The organism is Corallococcus sp. M7, assembly GCF_054512695.1.
The window spans coordinates 3,638,168-3,659,616 of record NZ_CM137252.1; the positions used below are offsets into that span (position 1 = coordinate 3,638,168).

Genomic DNA, 21,449 nt, shown 5'->3' on the forward strand with positions numbered 1-21,449 from the left:
GCCCGTTCCATTGGGGGGAGCGGGCAGACGGCGAAAGCCGCGAGGGAGGCGTGATGGCAGGCAGGGTGTTGCGGCGGGCGGCGAAGGCGGCGGCGGCGGGATTCCTCCACTACAGCGGGGTGCGCAAGGCGATGGCGGCGTACCGCCGTTCGCAGTCGGGGGGCCGGCGCATCCTCATCGTGAGCTACCACCGCGTGGTGAGCGACTTCACCGGGGAGCTGCAGCGCTCCATCCCGGGGCTGCTCATCTCCCAGGAGACGTTCCGCCGTCACCTGGAGCAGGCGCACGCGGCGGGCTTCGAGCTGGCGAGCCTGGGCGACGCGGTGGACGTGATGGCGGGCCGCCGCACGGCGAAGAAGGACCTGTTCGTGGTGACGTTCGATGACGGCTACCGCGACGTGTACCGATATGCGTACCCGGTGCTGAAGCAGATGGGCGTGCCGGCCATCACCTACCTGCCCACCGCGTTCATCAACACGGACAAGCGCTTCAACCACGACCGGCTGTTCCACCTGCTGCGCTGCGTGCAGGAGCGCCGCTTCCGTCCGGACTACTCGGCCATGCCCGGCCCGTCCGTGCAGCTGTTGGGGCCCATCCTCTCCGGACAGAAGACGACCTCCGCGGCGCTGGACGACTTCATCGGCGAGCACCCGACGCGCGTGCTCACCGGCATCATCGACGCGCTGGAGCAGCAGCTGGGCGGCGGCTCGGACCTGATGCCCGAGCAGGGCGACGTGATGAACTGGGACGAGGTGCGCCAGATGGCGCGCGACGGCTTCGAGTTCGGCGCGCACACGCTGGGCCACACGGTGCTGACGCTGGAGCCCACGTCGGTGGTGGAGAAGGAGATCGTCGAGTCCAAGGAGACCATCGAGCGCGAGGTGGGCATCCAGGTGAAGGACTTCGCGTACTGCAACGGCTGGTACTCGGATGAGATGATCCGCGTGCTCAAGGCGAACGGCTTCCGCTCGGGCGTCACCACGGAGGACCTGCCCAACCGCGTGGGCGGCGACCCGTTCGCCCTCAAGCGCAAGGTGATGTGGGAGAACTTCAGCCTGGGGATGATGGGGGACTACTCGTCCTCCCTCACGGTGTGCCAGTTCGATGACTGCTTCGGCGTGCTGGGCATGAGCCACCCGGTGCTGGGCCACCGTCCGCACATCCTCTCTCCGGCCGTCAGCGGCGCTCCCAACATCCTGGTCCAGGAGGCGGCCGCCGCGGAGGCCGCGCTCGCGAAGGCGACGCCGGTGGACGTCGTGGACGTGACAGCTCCGGTGATCGTGACGGATCCGCGGGTTGCGGCCGTGGTGACGGGTGCGCAGGTCGTGGTGGCGCCGAACGTGGCCCTTGCCCCGGAGGCGGCGAAGCCGGAGGAGCTCCAGTGAGTGCGTCACCCAAGCCGGCCCAGTCCCCGTCGTTCCTGGGGCGGGCCGGCCCGTTGGTGTTGGCCCGGTTGTTCACCGCCGGGCTGACGCTGTCCATCCCGCTCGTGCTTGCCCGGGTGCTTCACCTGGACGAGTACGGCACCTACTACCAGCTGTTCCTCATCGCCACGACGCTGTCGTACGTGCTGCCGTTCGGCGTGGCGCAGAGCCTCTACTACTTCCTGCCCCGCGCGGAGGCGAAGCGGCCGTACCTCGGTCACGCGCTGCTCTTCGTCACGGGCGCGGGCGTGGTGGCCGCGGGGCTGGTGTGGTTCTTCCTGGGCCACGTGGCGGCCTACTTCAACAACCCGGCGCTGATGGATCACCGCGCGGCGCTGGCGCTCTACACGGCGTTCTTCCTGGGCAGCTACCCGCTGGAGATTTCGCTCACCAGCCAGGGGAAGACGAAGGCGTCCGCGGTGGTGTACCTGGCGTCGGACGCGGTGCGCTCCGGCGTGATGGTGCTGCCGCCGCTGCTGGGCTTCTCCCTGCACGGGATGATGATCGCCGTGGCCTGCTTCGCGGGGCTTCGCTACGTGGCCACGTGGGTGGTGTCGCTGCGCGGGTCCACGGGCCCCTTGGTGGACTGGAAGCTGTTCAAGGAGCAGCTGGTGTACGCGGCGCCTTTTGGTGCCGCGATGTTCCTGGCCATCCCGCAGCAGAACGCGCACATGTACGCGGTGGCGGGCGTGGTGGCCCCGGCGGTGTACGCGCTCTACCGGGTGGGCTGCTTCCAGTTGCCGGTGGTGGACCTGCTCTACACGCCCACCAGCGAGGTGCTGATGGTGCGCCTGGGCGAGCTGGAGCGTGAGGGCCGGTTGGAGGAGGGCGTGGAGGCCTTCCGGGAAGCGGCCGGCAAGCTGGCGTACGTGTTCCTGCCCTTCGCGGCGTTCCTCTTCGCGGCGGCGCCGGAGTTCGTGGGGGCGATGTTCGGCCAGAAGTTCCTGCCCGCGGTCCCCATCTTCCGGGTGAGCGTGCTGGGCGTGGTGCTGTCGATTCTTCCCATGGACGGGACGCTCCGGACCCGTGGGCAGACGCGGGCCATCTTCGCGTCGTACCTGGTGAAGGCGGTGGTGACGGTGCCGCTGCTGTGGTTCGGCGTGAAGTACTTCGGGATGATGGGCGGCATCGCGTCCTGGGCGCTGGCGGAGATGGTGGGCAAGGGCATGCTGCTCATCCGCGTGCCCCGCGCGCTGTCCACGCCCGAGCGGAAGCTGGGGCTCAAGGACGTCATCCCGTGGCGGGAGCTGGCGCAGGCGTCGCTGGCGGCGTTCACGGCGGGCGGGAGCATCTTCCTCTTGCGCTCCGGCGTGCATGACACGTGGGTGAACCTGCCCGCGGGTTTCCTGTGGCGGGTGCTGCCACTGGCGGTGGCGGGGCTGCTCTTCGTGGTGGGGTACGTGGTGGGTCTGTATGCGCAAGGCGTTCGCCCGTGGAGCGCATTGCAGTCCCTCCGTCCCCGCCGCGCGGCCTGATCCACCGTCGGGTATTGCACGCGTGGGGGGCACTTCCCTCCCCACGCGTGGGTACCTACCTTCCAGGCGTCACGGATTTTGGGCGAGGGCGAGGAGAGGCGTGATGGGATTCGACGCGATGACGTTGTACCGGATGGCGCATGGGCTGAAGAAGCGTGGGGTGCCGTTGCTGCCCGCCGTTCTTCGCAAGGCCATCTACTACCTGCACAGCTCCTACATCCCCGAGGACGCGGAGCTCGGCGAGGGGACGCAGCTGGGCTACGGCGGCATCGGCGTGGTCATCCACAAGGCGGCGAAGGTGGGCCGTCACGTCCTCATCTCGCAGCAGGTGACGATTGGCGGACGCTCCGGGCTGGAGGGCGCGCCGGTGATTGGCGACTACGTGCGCATCGGCGCGGGCGCCAAGGTGCTGGGCAACATCCACGTGGGCGACTTCGCGGTGATTGGCGCCAACGCGGTGGTGGTGAAGGACGTGCCCTCGGGCGCGGTGGTCGCGGGCGTGCCCGCGAAGGTCATCCGCCAGGACGCGGATCCGCTCACCACGTACCAGCGTGAGATGGGCCTGCTGCCCCAGCGCACGCCGCCGAAGCTCACCCAGGTTCCACGCCCCTCCGCGCAGGCTTCCGCGCGCTAGGCACTTCGCTTCGTTGAAGAAGAGGGCTTGCTTCATGCGCGTGCTGCTCGTCGGGGACTACCCGCCGCCGTACGGGGGCGTGGCCATCCACGTCCGTCAACTCCATCAATTTCTGCGCGACCGCGGGGTCGAGGCGAAGGTGCTCGATATCGGGAAGGGTGGCCGGCCGGCTCCGGACGTCCTCCCCGTTCACGGCGCCGCCGCCTTCGGCCTGCGGCTCGCGGGATTCACCTCCGCGGGCTGGACGGTCCACCTGCACACCAGCGGCAACAACCCGAAGGCGTGGGTGCTGGCGGCGCTGGTGGGCACCATGCCCGGGCCGCGCTCGCCGCGCGTCATCACGCTGCACTCCGGATTGATCCCGGACTACCTGGCGGAGTCGCAGGCCCGGCGCGTGTTCGCGCGCTCGGCGCTGGCGGGCTACGCGCGGGTGGTGGCCGTCTCTCCGGCGGTGCGTGACGCGGTGGTCGCGTGCGGTGTTCCGGAGGAGAAGGTCGTGGTGCATCCGGCCTTCTGCGGTTCGCAGGTGCGGCCCGGCCCGGTGACGCCGGAGGTGGAGGCCGCGCGGGCCCGGCGCAGTCCGCTGCTCGCGATGGCGCACCACCCTTCGCCCGTGTACGGGCGCAAGCAGATGTTCCGCGCGCTGAAGCTCGTGGCGGAGACGCATCCGGGCGTGGGCCTGGCGCTGTTCGGTCCGGGCACGCGCTCCGAGGAGTTCATCCGCGACGCGCGCGAACTGGGCGTGGCGGGGCTCCTGGAGGACCTGGGCGAATTGGAGCACGCGAAGGCGCTGGGGCTCCTGTCCCAGAGCGACGTCTTCATCCGGCCCACGACGCACGACGGGGACTCCATCTCCGTGCGCGAGGCGCTGGCGTTGGGCGTGCCGTGCGTGGCCAGCGACGTGTGCGCTCGGCCCGAGGGCACGCGGTTGTTCAAGTCCGGGGACGAGCGGGCGCTGGCGCAGGCGGTGCGCGACGCGCTGGCGGCGGGCCCGGCGAAGGTGACGGCTCCGGATGCGGGGCCGGTGATGCTGGACATGTACGCGGAGTTGCTGCCGTCCGGCATGGCAGGTGCAGGAACCGTGAACGCGGCGTGACGGAGTGGGGACGGGTTGGGGCGCCTTCGAGTGAGAGGGCGCGCTTCAGGGACTTCAGCACTGAACTTTTGACTTCAGGAGTAGACGATGCGGCGCAGTGAAGAGATGGATCTGTCGAAGCGGGCCCTCCGTGGGCGGGACCTGGTGGTGTTCTCCAACGACTGGGACGGGGATCCGCTGTCGAAGGTCCACATCATGCGGATCCTCTCGCGGGACAACCGCGTGCTGTGGGTGAACAGCATTGGCAACCGCGCGCCCAAGGCGAACGCGCACGACGCGCAGCGGATCATCAAGAAGCTGAAGACGTTCACCCAGGGCATCAAGGAGGTGGAGCCCAACCTGCACGTGCTCGCGCCGCTGGCGATTCCGTTCTACGGCTCGGAGACGGTGCGCCAGGCGAACCGCCACCTGCTGCGGCTCCAGGTGCTGCGCGCGATGAAGCAGCTGAAGTTCGAGCGCCCCATCTCCTGGAGCTTCCTGCCCGCGTCCGCGCCGGTGTCCGGCACGCTGGGCGAGGACTTCGTCGTGTACCACTGCGTGGACGAGTTCTCCGCGTTCAGCGACACGAACGGCAAGCACATCGCGGAGCTGGAGGAGCGCCTGCTGCGCCGCGCGGACATGTGCATCACGTCCGCGGAGCGCCTGTATGAGAACAAGAAGCGCCTCAACCCGCGCACGGTGCTGGTGCGCCACGGCACGGACTTCTCGCACTTCGTGAAGGCGTGCGACCCGGCCACGAAGATTCCGGAGGACATCGCGAAGCTGCCCAAGCCCATCATCGGCTTCTTCGGGCTGGTGGCGGACTGGATTGATCAGGACGCCATCATCGCGTGCGCGAAGGCGCACCCGGAGGGCTCGGTGGTCATCGTGGGCAAGACGACGCCGGACTGCGACGACAGCCGCCTGCGCGCCGTTCCCAACATCCACATGCTGGGGCGCAAGCCGTACGCGGACCTGCCGGGCTACAACAAGGCGTTCGACGTGGCGCTCAACCCGTTCGTCATCAACGAGCTGACGCTGAACTCCAACCCGCTGAAGGTGCGCGAGTACCTGGCGTCCGGCCTGCCGGTGGTGTCGTCCGACCTGCCGGAGGTCCGCAAGGTGGGCCTGTGCCGCATCGCCACCACGCCGGAGGACTACGTGAAGCAGGTCAACGCCGCGCTGGCGGACAACCCGGGCCCGAACCGGGAGCGCGCGGAGAAGATCTTCCACGAGAGCTGGGAGGCGCGCGTCGCCGAGATCCGTCAGCACGTGGGTGAGGCGATGCTCGCGGCGGGCAAGAAGCTGTAGGTCCGGTCCGGTACCGGGCGACAAGAGGGCGCGGGTCCGGAGCGTGCGAGCGCCCCGGGCACCGCGCCTTCGTCATTCCTGGGGAGCGCCCTCGCGGCCCGTCACGCGGCGCTCCAGCAGGGCGTAGCGGCGGGCGAGGCGCGTGTAGTCGGCGGGGCGGATGGGCGTGCGCTCCTTCGTGCGCAGGAGGTCTTCCTTCGCGTCCAGGTAGTCGCGTGCGGGCACGCCGCAGGTCTCTTCCAGGAGCCGCGCGGCCTCCGTGTCCGGCAGAGAAGGGGCGATGCCCAGGCGTTCGTGCATCAGGCGTCGCAGGCCGGTGTCGAGCTCCGGCAGCAGCTCCGCCTCCACCTTCGCGCGGCGCATGAGCCAGCCCAGGGAGCGCACGTATTCGCGCGAGGAACGGTGCCGCTCCACGCGCACGGGCCGGGGGGCGCCGAAGCGGGTGCCTCGGGAGACGACGTAGACGAGCCCCACGGCGAGGCTCTGCGCGATGAAGACCCAAAGGCCCTGGGACAGGGGCGGGCGGGAGATGACGGCGTGGTGGAACTCGTCGAAGCGCAGGGGGCCGCGCGCGGCGAGCGCATCCCAGAAGCGCAGGTTGTCGAGCAGCTCCAGGCGCCGGTTCTCCGCGAGGTCCGGGCCCGCGGCGACGTAGACCTCGCCCTTGCCCAGCCCCCAGCGCCACAGCACGCCCGCATTGCCCAGGCCCGCCAGCGGCACTGCGTCTTCATGTTCCACCCGAATGCTCCGGTCCCGGGCCACGCGCAGGAGCGACAGGTCGCGCAGCGCGCCCGCGGGCAGCCACACGTCCACGGTCACGCCCGCGGGATCCACCCATTCGGAGGCGAGGCCCTGGTGGTTCGTGCCGGGCAGGGCGCCGGAGACGATGTGCAGCCAGTCCTCCATTCCCGGCTGGTGCTCCGCCAGCGCATGCGGAGACAGGTACACCAGCGTGCCGCCGCCCCGGACGAAGCGCTCCAGCGCGGCGACCTCTTCCTTGGTCACGGGCTGGGCCTGCGGAGCGGCGATGACCAGCGTGCGCGTGCCAGCGGGAATCGAGTCCAGGGACGACGTCTGCGCGCTGACGTCCCGTCCGCGTTCCTCCAGGTAGACGAAGAGGGCCTTGAGCCCCAACGGGCCCGGGTTCGTGATGGACGGCACGGGGGAGTCCGGCGGGGCCTCGTGTGAGGCCAGGCCGACCGCCAATGCGACTGCGATCATCAAGCCCAGGACGACCGCGACGCGCGCGTTCCTCACGGCCGGACCTCCGTGCGGGAACTGATGCGGCGCGGCCCGTCAATGCATGCGTGCTGGCTCATGCACCGCACGCTGCACGGCGCGCGCGAGGGGCCAGGGAAGCTGTCGCGGAAGCCCTTCATGGCCGGACCTCCGCGAGCGAACCGTGCAACTGCTCCACGGACTCCACGAAGCGCGTGGCCTCCTCGCGCGACACCGGCTCCAGCGAATAGAAGGCCTGATCGTACCAGCCGACCAGCCGCTCCACTTCACCCGTCACACGCGCGGGGGCGCCTCGCGTGGGCAGCTCCGCGGCGAGTTCGCGGTTCGTCTTCACTCGGTCCGGGCGCGCCAGCTTGCGCTGCTCCAGCGTGGACAGCAGGCCCAGCAGCCCTTCGCGGATGGCCTCGCGTGCGTCCTCCGTCTCCAGCGCGGTGCGCGCACGGCCCAGGTGTTCTCCGGGCGTGTCCAGCTCCAGGGGCGCGGCTTCGCCCTCCACTCCCTCCGCGGTGACGGCCTTCCTGCTCCGGCGCCAGCGCACCCTCAGCACACCGAACAACACCACCGCCAGCGCCAGCCCCAGCATCACCGCGCGCGTGGCCACCGCGAAGCCCTGCGCGCCACGGGATTCGAAGAGGCCCTCCAGCCAGTTCTGCAACTCGCGCAGAAGGCGCGTCAGCAGGTCGCTGTTGCGCTGCCGGGCCCTCGCGAACTCCGGCCGGTCGAGGATGGCGCGCAGCCGCTCCGGTTCGCTCGTCACGCCGGGCGCCACGGCCGGCTCCGCGTCCAAGCGGCACACGGCCTCCAGGTACACGGTGAGCTGCCGCGCCCGCTCAGGCTCCGTCTGTCCGGAGGTTCCGGGCGGCAGGGGCACTCCGTCCAGTGCCTCCATCAGCCGGTTCACCTCCGCGTTGAACGCGGCGGGCCGCGAGCGCGCCGTGTCCTCGAGCTGGCGCGACACGGCCTCCCGGTCCGCGCACGGGGGCAGGGCAGCCAGCAGGAGGACGAGGGGCAGTGCGGGCACGGGAGGTCAGGGGGATGGCGTCGCCGGCTCCGCGGTCGCGATCCGCCGCTCCAGGTCCAGGCCCTCGCGGCGCACGCGCATGTCCACGTAGAAGAACGCGGACACCACGAAGCTCAGCGGCGTGAAGAAGGACTGCCCCACCACCTGCAACAACTCCGCAGGGACGAGCAGCGCCTGCGGAATGGCCGCCTGCGCCGCCGGGTCCAACAGGTTGCCACCGTAGGCGAGCCGGACGATCCACGCGGGCAGCCCCGACACCAGGCTCACCGCGATGAGGATGCCGCCCACCACCGTGGACAGCACCATGGCCCGCACCGTGCCCCGGCCCATGAAGCCCGGCTCGACACGGCCCTTCAGCAGGGCCCCGGAGCGCTTGAAGGCCGCCCACGCGCCCACGTCCTCCATGGCCAGCACCGGAGGCAGCAGCATGAAGCGCAGGAAGTACCAGAGCACCGCCGCCAGCGCGCCCAGGCCCAGCACGATGGCGCCGATGATGATCAGCGCGATGCTCAGCGCCGTGCCGCCGCCCGTGCCCCGGCCGGTGACGGCCGCGACCACGCCCATTCCCATGACGAGCGAGCCGGGCAGGCACAAGAGGAGCGTCACCCCCACGGACCAGAGAATCGACAGCAGGTAGGTCGCGGTCAGCGTGCCCAGGCGCGACACCGCTCGCCGCAGGCCTTCCGAGGAACGCACCGGTTCCCCCAGCCGCGCGGGAATCACGTACCGGGCAGCCGCCGTGGTGGCCACCCAGAAGTTCCAGATGAGGAACACATACAGCACGAGCATCAGCCCCAGCACGATGCCGGACTGGGCCAGGGCCTGCGTGGGATCCGCACCCGGAGGCGTCTTCCCCAGCCCGGGCAGCACGCCCACCGTGCGCGTCATCACGACGGTGAACGCCTTGACCGCGATGTAGTTGAGCAGGTCGAACCCCAGGCACAGCACGAACAGGGGCTTCAGGTGCGCGCGCCAGAACGTCGCCGCGCGGTCGATGATTTCTCCGATGGCGAGTGGGCGCAGCTCAACGGAGGTCGGGGAGGGCGTCACGGCCGCGCAGCATAGCGCCGCCTTCAGCGCCCGGGTTCACACATCACGAACAATGCCCGGGCCGCCCGTGAGGCGGCGCGCATGCATCCAGCAGCGCGAGGGCCGCCGCGCGCGGATCCTCCGCCTCCAGCACGGCGGAGATGACCGCGACACCCCAAGTCCCCGGCACCTCCCGAGCACGCTCCGGCGTCATCCCCCCCAGCGCCAGGGCAGGGCAGGGCAGCCGCTCCGCAAGGGCCTTGAAGCCATGGGGCCCCAGCGTGTCGCGCGTATCCCCTGGCTTGGACCCCGGAGCGAACACGGGGCTCACCAGCGCCAGGTCCGCGCCCACCGATGCCTCCGCTTCGCGCGCGTCATGCACCGCCACGCTCACCCACCGACCCGCCGGCAGGAACGGGCGCACGTCGCGGGGCGAAGGGCCGGAGGCAGGCAGATGCAGGTGCGCGCCCACGAGCAGCGCGACATCCAGCCGGCCATTCACGAACAGCGTCCGGCCCCGGCACACGTCCGCCAGGAGCCGCGCCTCCTCCAGGAACAGCCGCCCGGAGGCCTCCGGGTGGCGGTGCTGCACGGCGACGTCCGGCCCCGCCTCCAGCGCCCGCTCCAGGGCGGTGAGCAACCGCGCCCGGGGCAGCCGCCAATCCGTGATGACCACGAGGCGGGGCAGGGCGGGCACCGCTACTCCACGAGCCCTTCGATGGGGCTGGACGCGGAGCCGTACGCCTTGCGCGGGATGCGGCCGGCAAGGAACGCGTCGCGGCCGGCCTCCACCGCCTTCTTCATGGCCACGGCCATGCGCACCGGATCCTTCGCGCCCGCGATGGCGGTGTTCATGAGCAGCGCGTCCACGCCCAGCTCCATGGCGATGGCCGCGTCGGACGCCGTGCCCACGCCCGCGTCCACGATGACCGGCACCTTCACCACTTCACGGATGAGCCGCAGGTTGTGCGGGTTGCGGATGCCCAGCCCGCTGCCGATGGGCGCCGCCAGCGGCATCACCGCCGCGCAGCCCGCGTCCTCCAGCTTGCGCGCGGTGATGGGGTCGTCGCTGGTGTACGGCAGCACCGTGAAGCCTTCCTTCACCAGGATGCGGGCGGCCTTCACCGTCTCCTCGACGTCCGGGTAGAGCGTCTTCTCGTCGCCGAGCACTTCCAGCTTCACCCACTTGCTCATGCCCAGCTCTTCCGCCAGCCGGCACGTGCGCACCGCGTCCTCCGCCGTGTAGCAGAGCGCCGTGTTGGGCAAGAGGCGCATCTTGTTGCGGTCGATCCAGTTCATCAGCGACGCCTCGCCCGTCGCCTTCAGGTCCAACCGCCGCACCGCCACCGTGACGAGCTCCGCGCCCGACGCTTCGTGGCACTGCTTCATCACCTCGTGACTGGGGTACTTCCCCGTCCCGACGATGAGCCGCGAGGTGAACGTCACCCCCGCCAGCGTGAAAGGCTTGTCCGCGATGCCGCTCATGACCGTCTCCTCTCCAGGGCCTGCGCTCACCCGCCACCCACGAAGGTGACGATCTCCACCCGGTCCCCGTCCTGGAGCCGGTGCTCGGGGTGACGGGCGCGGCGCACCACCTCCGCGTTCACCTCCACCGCCACCCCCGGGCCGCTGCCCAGATTCAACAGCGCCAGCAGGGACGAAAGGGTGCTGCCCTCCGGCAGCGTCCGCGCTTCTCCGTTGACCCACACGTTCATGGCCTCACGGCTCCTTCCGGCCCCCCTTCGGACGGGACCCGCCGCAGCCAGTACAAGGGCGGTTCTGCCCTGTCAACGCACAGCCTCCCCCATGCAACAGGCCTGCTTCAGCGCACCGGAACGGATTTTTCGCGCTCCTTTGCGTTTTGTTCCGCTTCCCCAGCAGGCAGACGGCCAGGGCCTCCCTCGTGCGCGGGCCGCCCCTGCTCATGGCTCCCTGCGTTGCCAAGCGCTGTGCAGGTACGGGGGCAGCGACCAGTTTCTGCCCAACGCCGGGGAACAAATCACCGGCACTCAAGAACACACTCACAGGGGGCGGTCACACATGCGGAAGCTCATGATTGCGGTCACGGCGGTCGCGGGTCTGACGATGGTCACCGGCTGCAAGAAGGATGACGTCCAGTCGCAGCGCGAGGATGTCGCCGAGGCCCGTCAGGAAGCGGCGCAGGAGACGGCGGAGGCGCGCCAGGACGAGAGCCAGGAGCTGGCGTCGGCGCAGCAGAACGCCAACGAGGACGTCGCGGAGGCGCGCCAGGACGCGAACGACAAGATCGCCAGCGCCAACGAGGAGGTCCGTGACGAGGAGCAGGACCTGGCCGAGGCCCAGGCCAACCGGAATGAGGACCTGGCCGAGGGCGGCTCCGGCATGGCCGGCACCACCAGCGCCGCGGCGGCCACCACCGTCAACGGCCGCGTGCTGTCCAAGTCCGGTGACACGCTGACGCTGGTGGACAGCTCCAACAAGGAACTGAAGATCAAGACCAACGACAAGACCGCGCTGATGGACAACGGCAGCCGCGCGGTGAAGCTGGACGACATCCAGGAGGGCTCGCAGGTGCGCGCCTCCTACGTGATGGACGGCAAGGACATGGTCGCCCGCGACGTCACCCTGGTGGCGCCGGTGAAGAAGATGGACAAGTAACCCCGCGCCTCACGCGCCTGACGTCCTTCGGGACTGGGGAAAATACTTGAAGGCAGCGGCTCCCACCCTCGCGGTGGGGGCCGTTTCCTTTTTAGTCGGGGAGATGCCCGGTGGGGTCGGATGGGGATGTCTGACCCGGGTGGTAGGACGCGGGCGTGAGGAGTTCCTCATGCCTTCCCACCCCCGGGAAGCGCCTCTTCGTCAGGAGCGTCACCCACGATGGCCACCCATCCCCCCGCGTCCTCCGCGTCCCGGCCCTTCATCCTCTTCACCACCGGGGCCACGTCCTATGAGCTGGTGCGCTACCTGGGGTCGCGCGCCGGCGGGGAGCTGCTGCTCGCCCGCAGGCACTACGCGCGCACGCCGGGGGGGCTGGTGCTCATCAAGCGCCTGCGCGACGTGACGGATGACGTGGCGCGGGCGCGGCTGCGGGAAGAGGTGAAGCTGCTCATGCGGCTGTCCCATCCGGCCATCGCGCCGGTGTACCTGGTGCGGGTGCATGACGGCGCGCCCCACCTGGTGACGGAGTTCGTGGACGGGCCGTGCCTGGAGACGCTGTCCAGCTTCGCGGCGCTGCGGCGGCGGCCCTTCTCGGAGGCGTTCGCCGCGTACGTGGGCGCGGAGGTGGCGGACGCGCTCCATCACGCCCATTCGCTGGAGGACGCGCGCGGCCTGCCCGTGGGCGTGGTCCACCGCGACATCAGCCCCCGCTCCCTGCGCGTGGACGTGCACGGGCGGGTGCGGCTGTCGGACTTCGCGCTCGCATGGTCGCGGATGCCGGGGCGCGTGGTGACGGAGCCGGGGCTCGTGCGCGGGGACGTGGCCTATGCGTCGCCGGAGGCGCTGGAGGGCCTGCCTCTGGATGGCCGCGCGGACCTGTTCTCCCTGGGGATGGTGCTGCTGGAGCTGCTCACCGGACTGCACCTGCTGGACCTGGACGACGTGGAGCGCGCCGCGCAGCAGGCCCAGCCCGTGCCCGGAACGCGCGGGCTGTGCGCGGAGACGCCCAGCTGGCTCCCCGCGCCGCTGATGGCCGCGCGCATGGCGTGCCTGACGCCGGCCCACGTGGAGCAGGCCACGCGGGGGCTTTCGCCGGGCATGCGGGCGGTGCTGCAGAGGGTGCTCCAGCGAGACCGCGACCTGCGCTTCCAGACGGGCGCGGAGCTGCGGGACGCGCTCCGGGGGCTGCTGAACGCGGAGGGGCGGCCCTATGGCCCTCCGGAAGCGCTGCGCGAGGTGGCGGAGGTGCGCACGGACGCGCTCGTGGACCCCGCGGGGGCGGCGGAGGCGGGGCTTCCGCTGGAGGACGACCTCTGGGACGGCTGCGATGACGACGGCGCGGACTGGACGTGAGGCGTGACGTCCGGACGTCGCCAGACGCCCGGCGGGCGCTTGTCATCGCGGGAGGCCGTGGCGAAGACTGCTGGCATGGGTGACGTGAAGGAGCTGCACCGGCAGTGGTGCATCGCGGACGGACACGCGGACTCGCTGATGTGGAACCGCGACCTGTGCGAGCGGTCGACGGAGGGGCACGTGGATTTCCCCCGCCTGCGCGAGGCGGGGGTGAAGCTGCAGTGCTTCACGCTGGTGACCCGGGGCTTCCCGTTCATTGGCGGCTTCCCGCTGTTCGCCGCGTGGCGCAAGTGGCCCCGCGAGGCGCGCGGCGGCGAGTGGACCCGCGCGCTCTGGCAGATTGAAAAGCTGGACGCCTTCTGCGCCCGCTCCGGGGACACCGTGCGCGTCGCCACCACCGGGGCGGGGCTGGAGGACAACCTCGCGCACGGGCGGCTTTCGGCGGTGCTGGGCGTGGAGGGAGGCCACGCGATTGAAGGCCAGGTGGAGCGGCTCGCGGAGCTGCACCAACGCGGGGTGCGCTTCATGGGGCTCACGCACCTGTCCAACAACGACCTGGGCGGTTCGTCCTTCCCCATGATGGGCAACCGGGGGCTCACGCCACTGGGGCACCAGGTGATGGAGGAGATGGCCCGCCTGGGGATGAGCGTGGACGTGGCGCACGCCTCCGAGCAGACGCTCACGGACCTCTTCGCGCACCCCACGGTGCGCTACTTCTGCTCGCACACCGGCGTGCGCGCGGCGGGCGGCGGCTGGCGCAACCTGTCCGACGCGGCGCTGCGCACCATCGCCCAGCGCGGCGGCGTGGTGGGCATCATCCTGGCGCCGGTGTACCTGGGCGGCGACACGTGGGACGACGTGGTCCGCCACGTGGAGCACGCCGTGGACGTGATGGGGGTGGAGGGCGTGGGCGTGGGCAGTGACTACGACGGCATGGTGGCGCTGCCCCGGGGCATGCGGGACGTGACGGATCTGCCCCGGCTCACGGAAGCGCTGCTCAAGCGACACCCGGAGTCCTGGGTGGAACGTGTGATGGGTGGCAACTTCCGGCGTTACTTTCGCGAGACGCTCGGCGGCGGTTGACAGCGAAATACCTGTCGAAAAGAGTCGCCGGCACCCATGAAACGTCTTCCCCTCGCGCTCCTGTCCCTCGTCGGTTTCTTCCTTCTTTCCGGCTGTGGTGGGCCGGGTTCGGGCGACTCGTGTGACGGCGGCGACTACGTGTGCCAGGACGACGCGCAGGCCCTGGAGTGCCGCAATGGCACCTGGCGTCCGCTCGCGTGCCGCGGGCCGCTGGGCTGCCGGGAGCTGGCGGACAGCGTGCGGTGCGACACGTCCCTCAACCAGGAGAACGACGGCTGCGCCATGGACGCGGAAGGCAAGGGCGTGTGCAGCCCCAACGGCGCCGCACTCCTCACGTGCCAGCAGGGCGTGCTGGTGAAGACGGCGGATTGTTCGTCCTGCGCCGTGCAGGACAACCAGGCCGTCTGTCAGCCGTAACGTCAGCGCTCCGGTTCCCCTTCGGACTTCGGTGGGGAACCGGGAGGGGGCGCGGGCAGGTAGCCGCCCGCGGCCATGCGCTTCGCGGACCGTTCGTACATGGCCGGTGAGAGGCCCTGCACGCCGGTGCCGTCAATCCACCGGTTGTAGAAGTTGAAGAGGGCGCAGACGGAGATCGCGTCGTAGACGGCCTCGTCCGACCAGCCAGCCGCCTTCAGGCGCTCCACGTCCTCGCGGCGCACGTCTCCGGGCGCGTCGTTGAGTTGGTCCACGAAGGCGAACAACGCCCTCTCGGCCTCCGGGATGGGGGCCGTCTTCACGTCGTCCAGCACCGCCTGGACGTGCTGCGTGCTGCCCAGCAATTCCGCCGCGACCGCGGCGTGAGAGCCCGTTCAAAATACGCAGGCGTTGCGCCGCGACGTGTACGCGGCGATGAGCTCCCGCAGCCCGGCGGACAGCGGGGACGGGCCGCGCATCACCTCGTGGGTGAAGGCGGACAGCGCGTCCGTCATGCGCGGCTTGAACGCGAACAGGTGCCAGATGCCCGGCGGCGTCATGCCCCCGGCCCGCGCCATGGCGATCATCTTCCCGTAGTGCCCGTCGGACTCGTGCGACTCCACGTCGGGCAGGTACATGTTTTCCGGAGCGGGGGACTTCAGCATCGCGCACTTCCCTGGCGAGAGGACGGGGACGTCGTCCATCAGGCCAGCGACGCGAGGAAGCTGTCCAGCACCGAGTTGAAGGCCTCCGGCTGTTCCTGGTTGGGCAGGTGCGCCGCGCCGGGGATGACCTCCAGCCGCGCGCCCTGCACCAGGTCCGCCATCTGCTTCGCCTTCGCCAGCGGCGTCACGGCGTCGTGCTCGCCCACCACGACCAGCGCGGGCCCCGCGTAGCGCGCGAGCAGGTCCTTGCTGTCCAGCCGCAGCGCCATGCCCCGCTGCGCGGCGGCGATGGACTCCGGCGACACGGACAGCCCCAGCTTCGTCACCTCGCGGCCCACCGGCGAGTCCGGCCCCGCGTGGACCAGCTTGGGCACCAGCCCCTGGACGACGGACGCCGTGCCTTCCTTCAGCGCCTGCTGCGCGGTGGCCTCGCGCTTGTCCTTCCCGGCGGCGTCATCCGCGGTGCACTGCGTGTCCGCAAGCACCAGCCCACGCACCCGGCCCGGGTCCTCGCGCAGGAGCGCCAGGGCCGCGTAGCCGCCCATGGACACGCCACCCACCACCGCCGTGTCGATGTTCAACGCGTCCAGCAGCGCGAGCGCGTCCTGCGCCAGCTTGCGCATCTCCGTGGGGCCTTCGCCCAACTGGCTCTGCCCGAAGCCGCGCAGGTCCGGCACCAGGAAGCGGTAGCGCCCGGACAGCGCGGCCACCTGCCGGTCGAACGCGGAGCCATCCAGCGGGAAGGCGTGCATGAGCAGCACCGGCAACCCCTGGCCCACGTCCCGGTAGTGCAGCGAAACCCCATCCACGGCGACCGTCAGCATGCGTGCCTCCTCGCGGCCCGCCGCGGGGGGCGGCGTCAGATCCACTTCTTGTACTTGAACCAGCCGACGAGCCCCAGGGGGAAGCCCACCATGGTCACCCACATGGCGGCGTACCAGCCCGGTCCCGTCAACTGTTCGAAGTTCTGCCCGAAGAAGCCCACGATGAAGGACAGGGGCAGGAAGAGGGTGGCGAAGATGGTGAGCTGCTTGCTGATGTCGTTGGTGCGCTGGGCCACCATGGACAGGTAGCCGTCCATCACGTTGCCCACCACGTCGCGGCTGGCGTCGATCTGCTCATACAGCCGGATGAGATGGTCGTAGACGTCGCGGAAGTACAGCGTCGTCTTCTCCTGGATCTGCGGGATGCCCCGGCGCGACAGCATGCCCACCACGTCGCGCTGCGGGGACAGCACGCGGCGCAGCGTCACCAGCGCGCGCTTGAGCTGGAAGATGCGCTGCAGGTGCTGCGGATCCGGCTCCGCGAAGATGGCGTCCTCCAGGTCGTCCAGCCGGTCGCCGAAGTCGTCCATGATGGGGAACTGGGCGTCCACGAGCGCGTCCGCGAGCAGGTAGAGGATGACGTCCACGCCCCGGCCCAGCGTGCCCGCGGGGTCGTCCTTCACGCGCCGCAGGACGGCGTCATGGCTGGACAGGCGCAGCGCGTGCACGCTGATGAGCCAGTCCTGCGCGAGGAAGAAGTGGTGCTCGTGCAGCGTGAGCTCCGTGACGTCCGAGCCGCAGCTGAAGCCCTGCATCACGATGAACTGGTGGTGCGGGTATTCCTCCAGCTTGGGCCGCTGGTCCAGGTGCAGGCAGTCCTCGACGGCCAGGCGGTGCAACTGGAAGCGCTCGGCCAGGCGGCCCATCACCTCCGCGTCCGGCTCCAGGACGTCGATCCACTTGGGCCCCGCCCTGTCGAGCAGCTCTTCACCCCCCAAGACAGCCCTGCCGTCTTCCCACAGACAGACCTGGATCATTTCCGTGGACTCCCCGGCCCACCCCTCGGGCCCGGGACGCTTGCTAGAACTCCCCGGACGCGATGTCGAGCGGTAGAGTGGGGTCAACGTGTCCGCTGCCGCCGAGAATCCACCGCCGGCCTCCTTGACCCCGAGGCTCGAACAAATCCTCCAGTCGCTGCCCGACCGCGCCTTCGCCGCGCGGCTGCGAGCGGTGTATCTCGCCGTGGCCCAGGCCATCTCCCGGCTGAGCGACCTGGACCTGGTGAAGTACGAGACGCCCGTCGTCGACGCCAGCCCCGACCTGTCGCTGTGGGAGGAGATGGCGCCCGTCATCCGCGACACGGTGATGGACGTCAACGCGCTGCTCAACGTCATCCGGGAGCAGTTTCCCGGCACGCCGCCGCCGGCCGCGTCCCGCAAGGGCCCCGGGGATGTGCCCGCCATGCTCCAGGAGGGCATGGCCCGGCTGGCCCAGAGCATCACCCAGCTGGGCGAGGCCATGCGCAACCCGTCCGTGGTGAGCGACCGCTGGCAGCTGTTGGCGGAAATCCAACGCTTCCGGTCCGACTACCGCGAACAGATGAGCCAGCTCGTCTTCGAGTCCGCGAGCACCTTCGGCGAGGTGTCGCGCGCCCAGGTGGTGCCCGGCTACGAGGCGGAGGTGAAGGCGGCCGTCACGGTGCGCGCCATCACGTCCGACCTGGTCCGCATCGTCGGAGCGCGGCTCAACAAGGTGCGCGACGCGAAGCCGGAGGAGGTGCTGTGGAACGCGCAGCAGCTCCAGACGGAGCTGGACGCCTTCGGCCGCACCGCCGCGTACCGGAACCTGCGCGCGCAGGACAAGCGCCACATCGTGGAGGCCCGCGCGGAGATTGGAGCGCTCGCGCTCGAGTCCGCCCCCGAGCAGGCACGGCTGCTGACGGTGACGGAAGGGCTGGATGAGCTGGTGCGGAGCCTGTCCGCGGTGAACCAGCGCCAGTTGCTCATCCTCCACGACCGCGAGGTGTGGGCCGCGTGCGGCGTGCGCCTGGAGCGCGCGCTGATGCAGTCGAAGAAGGATCCGGTCGCGTCCGCGAAGGCGCTGGCGGAGGCCGCGGCCAGCGCGCAGTCGCTCTATGGCCGGGACCCCACCATGGACGCGTTCCTGCGCAAGGCGCGCAAGCTGAAGCTCGCCACGCTCACGGGGCCGGAGCTGCTCTCCACCATCGAGTCCTTCCAGTCCCAGCTCGCGCAACTGGACGTGATGTGAAGCCAGCGAACGTGAAGGCCGTGGAGCCGCGCCCCCTGCGGCAGGCGGACCTGTCTGGCGTGCAGGGCGTCTTCACCGACGTGGACGGCACGCTGACGACGGGCCACAAGCTGCGCAGCCAGACGGTGCGCTCCCTGGAGCAGTTGTCCGCGTCCGGCCTGCGCGTGGTGCTGGTGAGCGGAAGGCCGGCGGGGTGGGGCGAGGCATGGGCCCGCCAGCTCCCCGTGGATGGTGTCGTCGTGGAGAACGGCGGGCTGTTCTTCCTCAAGGACGCCAAGGGGAAGCTGCGCAAGGTGTACCTGGAGCCGCCCTCCCAGCGCGTGGCGAACCGCCAGCGCCTGGAGAAGGAGGTCGAGCGCGTGCTCGCCCAGGTGCCCGGCGCGCGGCTGTCCGTGGACAGCCGCTACACGGAAGTGGACCTGGCGGTGGACTACAACGAGGAGGCCCGGCTGGGCGATGAAGGGGCCTCCCGCATCGAGTCGCTGCTCAGGGCCCGGGGCGTGACGGCGGTGCGCTCGTCCGTCCACGTCAACTGCTGGCTGGGCCGCTTCGACAAGCTCTCCGCGTCGCGCCGATTCGCGAAGGTGGCGTGGGGCGAGAAGCTGGACCCCGCGGACGGCCGGTACGTCTACGCGGGGGATTCTTTCAACGACGCTCCGATGTTCCAGGCGTTCAAGCTGGGCGTGGGCGTGGCCAACGTGCGCGCGGTGTTGGATCGCATCGACGCGCCGCCGGCCTTCATCACCCGGGCGCCCGAGGGGCGGGGCTTCGAGGAGCTGGCTTCAGCCCTCCTCGCCCGCCGCCGGACGGCCCGCAGTCGCAGTCGAGGAGTTTCAACGTGAATGTCGTGAAGCTGGAGCTGGCCCGAGGCCTGGGGCGTCACCTGCGTGCGGGGCACCCGTGGGTGTTCCGCAAGGCCCTGGAGCACACGCCGCGGATTCCGGCCGGCAGCGTGGTGGACCTGACGGAGAACGGGAAGTTCGTCGCGCGCGGGTACTACGACCCGCACTCGGCCATCGCGGTGCGCGTGCTCACGCGGGACTCGCGCGAGACGGTGGACTCGCGCTTCATCACCCAGCGCGTGCAGCGGGCCCTGGCCGCGCGCACGGCGCTCATCGACCTGAAGGACACGGACAGCTACCGCCTCATCCACGGCGAGGGCGACGGCCTGCCCGGCGTCGTGGTGGACCTGTACGCGGGCTGGGCGGTGATGAAGCTCTACTCCGCCGGCCTCACCCCGTACCGCCCCCTCATCGTGGAGGCGCTGAAGGCGGGCGTCCCGGGCCTCAAGGGCATCCTCGGCCGCGACGAGGTGGGACGCGACGACGTGGAGGAGGACGACGGCCGCGGCAGCGGGAAGATGCTGTGGGGCGAGGAGGCCCCGGAGCTCATCCCCATCCGCGAGCGCGGCGCCATCTTCCTGGTGGACGCATGGAAGGGGCAGAAGACGGGCTTCTTCCTGGATCAGCGTGAGAACCGCTACCTCATCCGCCGGCTGGGGCAGGGGAGGGACGTGCTCAACTGCTTCAGCTTCAGCGGCGGCTTCTCCGTGAACGCGGCGCTGGGCGGGGCCAACAGCGTCTTCTCCGTGGATCAGGACCCGGAGGCCATCGCCCTGGCGCGGGAGAACTTCACGCGCAACGGGCTGCCGGCGGCGAAGCATGACTTCCTGGCGGCGGACGTGTTCGCGCTCATCCAGTCGTTCAAGGAGGAGGGCCGCACGTTCGACCTCATCATCCTGGACCCGCCCGCCTTCGCGAAGAGCCAGCGCGCGGTGGAGGCGGCCGTGGACGGCTACGCGTCCCTCAACCGGCAGGCCCTGGCGCTCCTGCGTCCCGGAGGCCTGCTGGCCACGGCGTCGTGCTCCGCGCGCGTGACGGGCGACATGTTCATGGGCGCCGTGCGCGAGGCGGGCTTCAAGGCCGGCGTGGACCTGGCGCTCGTGGAGGAGCGCTACCAGCCGCCGGATCACCCCGTGCGCCTGCAGTTCCCGGAAGGGAAGTACCTCAAGTTCTACGTGATGCAGTCGGTGTAGCGGCTTGGGCCCCGGCCCCGGGGCGCGCCTGACATGAGGCGCGCCTCCGGTGGTCCCCGGGAGTGCTCAGGTGCCGAAGACCTTGTGGGCCACGCGGTCCAGCACGTCCTTGCCCCAGACGACGCTGGCCTTGCCCAGCCGATCCAGGTCGCGGGTGAACTCGCGGCCGTCCGGCACGACTTCGTAGGTGCGGGTCAGGAAGAGATTGCCGGTGTCGGGCTCGAAGTCGACGTTGCCGCCGCCCGTGTCCGTGCCCTCTTCCTGCTGCTGCTGGAAGCCCTCGATGATGCCGGGCTTGGGCGGTTCGCGGAACCGGTAGATGAGGGCGCTGCACTTGAGCGCCGGGGGCGACTCGACGTGCTCGAAGGCGTACTGGCCTTCGCCGTTCATCATGCCGCCCAGCCCCTGCTCGTTGAGGCCCTCGGTGACGCCGGCGCCCTGCGTCTGGAGGTACCACTTCACCAGCTGCCGGGCCGCGTCGCGCGTCATCGGCCCCCCCGCGGGCGGCGCGGGACGCGCCATGCCCATGGAGGACAGCAGCCACTGGATCTTGCTGGCGAACGTGCCGATCACTTCGCGGGGATGACGCGGTCCGCGACGCGGTTGAACACTTCGTCGCCCCACACGAGGCTGGCTTCCACGAGCCGGTCCACGTCTTCCTTGAACTGCTGCTCCGACGGCACCACGCCGTACGTGCGGCTCAGGAAGAGGGACTTGTTCTCGGTCTCGTAGTCCACCTTGCCGCCGCCGGTGTCCGTGCCCTTCTTCTCTTCGTCACGGAACCCGTCGATGACGCCCGGCCGGGGCGCGTCGCGGAAGCGGTAGATGAGGGCGCTGCACTTCAGCGCCCCCGAGTCCTTCACGTGTTCGAAGTAGACCTGCGCGTCGCCGAGCGCGGCGCCGCCAAATCCCTTCGCGTTCAGCCCGGAGGCCTGCGCATCGCCTCCGTGGGCCCGGATGAATGACTGCACCAGTCGCTGGGCATCTTCGAGCGTCATACGTGCAGTCATACCAGTCCGGAC

At 70.4% G+C, this 21,449-nt stretch carries 24 protein-coding genes; 12 read left to right on the plus strand and 12 right to left on the minus strand.

All coding sequences use genetic code 11. The features are described 5' to 3' along the window. Window positions 1-131: 131 nt before the first annotated feature. From exoL to exoP, 5 genes are all read left to right on the plus strand, one after another. Window positions 132-1,385: a spore coat polysaccharide deacetylase ExoL gene (exoL, locus tag ACX114_RS14850; RefSeq protein WP_459300169.1), complete on the plus strand. Its 1,254-nt coding sequence runs from the start codon at window positions 132-134 to the stop codon at window positions 1,383-1,385. Then, window positions 1,382-2,899: a lipopolysaccharide biosynthesis protein gene (locus ACX114_RS14855; RefSeq protein ID WP_459298679.1), complete on the plus strand. Its 1,518-nt coding sequence runs from the start codon at window positions 1,382-1,384 to the stop codon at window positions 2,897-2,899. Before exoL ends, ACX114_RS14855 begins: the two co-directional genes overlap by 4 nt. A 103-nt stretch (window positions 2,900-3,002) precedes the next feature. Further along, the gene (locus tag ACX114_RS14860; RefSeq protein ID WP_014395823.1) at window positions 3,003-3,533 is read left to right on the plus strand and encodes a serine O-acetyltransferase; all 531 of its coding nucleotides are present in this window, start codon (window positions 3,003-3,005) and stop codon (window positions 3,531-3,533) included. A gap of 34 nt (window positions 3,534-3,567) precedes the next feature. Next, on the plus strand, window positions 3,568-4,629 hold the full coding sequence (locus ACX114_RS14865; RefSeq protein ID WP_459298682.1) for a glycosyltransferase family 4 protein: 1,062 nt from the start codon (window positions 3,568-3,570) through the stop codon (window positions 4,627-4,629). A gap of 87 nt (window positions 4,630-4,716) precedes the next feature. Beyond that, a complete protein-coding gene (gene exoP / locus ACX114_RS14870; protein WP_459298684.1) occupies window positions 4,717-5,919 on the plus strand; it encodes a spore coat polysaccharide biosynthesis glycosyltransferase ExoP in 1,203 nt (400 codons plus the stop codon). A 72-nt stretch (window positions 5,920-5,991) separates the two neighbouring features. Here exoP and ACX114_RS14875 read toward each other — a convergent pair whose 3' ends face one another. The 6 genes from ACX114_RS14875 to thiS all read right to left on the minus strand — a co-directional run bounded on the left by ACX114_RS14875 (window position 5,992) and on the right by thiS (window position 10,923). Further along, window positions 5,992-7,176, minus strand: coding sequence for a DUF4350 domain-containing protein (locus tag ACX114_RS14875; protein WP_459298686.1), 1,185 nt, complete (start codon window positions 7,174-7,176; stop codon window positions 5,992-5,994). 118 nt (window positions 7,177-7,294) lie between these two features. Continuing rightward, on the minus strand, window positions 7,295-8,179 hold the full coding sequence (locus ACX114_RS14880) for a DUF4129 domain-containing protein (protein WP_459298687.1): 885 nt from the start codon (window positions 8,177-8,179) through the stop codon (window positions 7,295-7,297). A 6-nt stretch (window positions 8,180-8,185) separates the two neighbouring features. After that, window positions 8,186-9,229, minus strand: coding sequence for a hypothetical protein (locus tag ACX114_RS14885; RefSeq protein ID WP_459298689.1), 1,044 nt, complete (start codon window positions 9,227-9,229; stop codon window positions 8,186-8,188). Between the two features lie 43 nt (window positions 9,230-9,272). Continuing rightward, complete coding sequence (locus ACX114_RS14890) at window positions 9,273-9,905, minus strand: thiamine phosphate synthase (RefSeq protein ID WP_459298691.1); 633 nt, start codon at window positions 9,903-9,905, stop codon at window positions 9,273-9,275. 2 nt (window positions 9,906-9,907) lie between these two features. Beyond that, the gene (locus ACX114_RS14895) at window positions 9,908-10,693 is read right to left on the minus strand and encodes a thiazole synthase (RefSeq protein WP_120552339.1); all 786 of its coding nucleotides are present in this window, start codon (window positions 10,691-10,693) and stop codon (window positions 9,908-9,910) included. A gap of 26 nt (window positions 10,694-10,719) precedes the next feature. Further along, window positions 10,720-10,923: a sulfur carrier protein ThiS gene (thiS, locus tag ACX114_RS14900; protein ID WP_014395831.1), complete on the minus strand. Its 204-nt coding sequence runs from the start codon at window positions 10,921-10,923 to the stop codon at window positions 10,720-10,722. A 337-nt stretch (window positions 10,924-11,260) separates the two neighbouring features. Between thiS and ACX114_RS14905 the strand changes: the two genes are divergently transcribed. The 4 genes from ACX114_RS14905 to ACX114_RS14920 all read left to right on the plus strand — a co-directional run bounded on the left by ACX114_RS14905 (window position 11,261) and on the right by ACX114_RS14920 (window position 14,698). Beyond that, the gene (locus ACX114_RS14905; RefSeq protein WP_459298694.1) at window positions 11,261-11,845 is read left to right on the plus strand and encodes a hypothetical protein; all 585 of its coding nucleotides are present in this window, start codon (window positions 11,261-11,263) and stop codon (window positions 11,843-11,845) included. Window positions 11,846-12,064: 219 nt separating this feature from the next. Beyond that, complete coding sequence (locus ACX114_RS14910; RefSeq protein ID WP_459298696.1) at window positions 12,065-13,198, plus strand: serine/threonine-protein kinase; 1,134 nt, start codon at window positions 12,065-12,067, stop codon at window positions 13,196-13,198. Window positions 13,199-13,273: 75 nt separating this feature from the next. Further along, entirely contained in the window at window positions 13,274-14,281 is a 1,008-nt protein-coding gene (locus tag ACX114_RS14915; RefSeq protein WP_459300171.1) for a dipeptidase, read from the plus strand. 36 nt (window positions 14,282-14,317) lie between these two features. Continuing rightward, the gene (locus ACX114_RS14920) at window positions 14,318-14,698 is read left to right on the plus strand and encodes a hypothetical protein (protein WP_459298698.1); all 381 of its coding nucleotides are present in this window, start codon (window positions 14,318-14,320) and stop codon (window positions 14,696-14,698) included. 2 nt (window positions 14,699-14,700) lie between these two features. Here ACX114_RS14920 and ACX114_RS14925 read toward each other — a convergent pair whose 3' ends face one another. From ACX114_RS14925 to ACX114_RS14940, 4 genes are read right to left on the minus strand one after another with little or no spacing between them, the layout of a single operon-like run. Continuing rightward, window positions 14,701-15,060: a carboxymuconolactone decarboxylase family protein gene (locus ACX114_RS14925; protein WP_459298700.1), complete on the minus strand. Its 360-nt coding sequence runs from the start codon at window positions 15,058-15,060 to the stop codon at window positions 14,701-14,703. A gap of 30 nt (window positions 15,061-15,090) precedes the next feature. Beyond that, window positions 15,091-15,360, minus strand: a complete 270-nt coding sequence (locus ACX114_RS14930; RefSeq protein WP_459298702.1) for a peroxidase — start codon at window positions 15,358-15,360, stop codon at window positions 15,091-15,093. A 38-nt stretch (window positions 15,361-15,398) separates the two neighbouring features. After that, window positions 15,399-16,184 carry an alpha/beta fold hydrolase gene (locus ACX114_RS14935; protein ID WP_459298704.1) on the minus strand — a complete coding sequence of 262 codons (786 nt, stop codon included), beginning with the start codon at window positions 16,182-16,184 and terminating at the stop codon, window positions 15,399-15,401. Window positions 16,185-16,219: 35 nt separating this feature from the next. Beyond that, window positions 16,220-17,161, minus strand: coding sequence for a magnesium transporter CorA family protein (locus tag ACX114_RS14940; RefSeq protein ID WP_459298706.1), 942 nt, complete (start codon window positions 17,159-17,161; stop codon window positions 16,220-16,222). 88 nt (window positions 17,162-17,249) lie between these two features. Between ACX114_RS14940 and ACX114_RS14945 the strand changes: the two genes are divergently transcribed. From ACX114_RS14945 to ACX114_RS14955, 3 genes are read left to right on the plus strand one after another with little or no spacing between them, the layout of a single operon-like run. After that, window positions 17,250-18,392, plus strand: coding sequence for a hypothetical protein (locus tag ACX114_RS14945; protein WP_459298708.1), 1,143 nt, complete (start codon window positions 17,250-17,252; stop codon window positions 18,390-18,392). Further along, a complete protein-coding gene (locus ACX114_RS14950) occupies window positions 18,389-19,234 on the plus strand; it encodes an HAD-IIB family hydrolase (RefSeq protein ID WP_459298710.1) in 846 nt (281 codons plus the stop codon). The genes ACX114_RS14945 and ACX114_RS14950 overlap by 4 nt, the downstream gene beginning before the upstream one ends. Beyond that, window positions 19,231-20,427: a class I SAM-dependent rRNA methyltransferase gene (locus ACX114_RS14955; protein WP_206797108.1), complete on the plus strand. Its 1,197-nt coding sequence runs from the start codon at window positions 19,231-19,233 to the stop codon at window positions 20,425-20,427. The genes ACX114_RS14950 and ACX114_RS14955 overlap by 4 nt, the downstream gene beginning before the upstream one ends. Before the next feature lie 66 nt (window positions 20,428-20,493). Here ACX114_RS14955 and ACX114_RS14960 read toward each other — a convergent pair whose 3' ends face one another. After that, entirely contained in the window at window positions 20,494-21,000 is a 507-nt protein-coding gene (locus ACX114_RS14960) for a hypothetical protein (RefSeq protein WP_459298712.1), read from the minus strand. Next, window positions 20,997-21,425, minus strand: coding sequence for a hypothetical protein (locus tag ACX114_RS14965; protein ID WP_120586489.1), 429 nt, complete (start codon window positions 21,423-21,425; stop codon window positions 20,997-20,999). Before ACX114_RS14965 ends, ACX114_RS14960 begins: the two co-directional genes overlap by 4 nt. Between the last annotated feature and the right edge of the window lie 24 nt (window positions 21,426-21,449).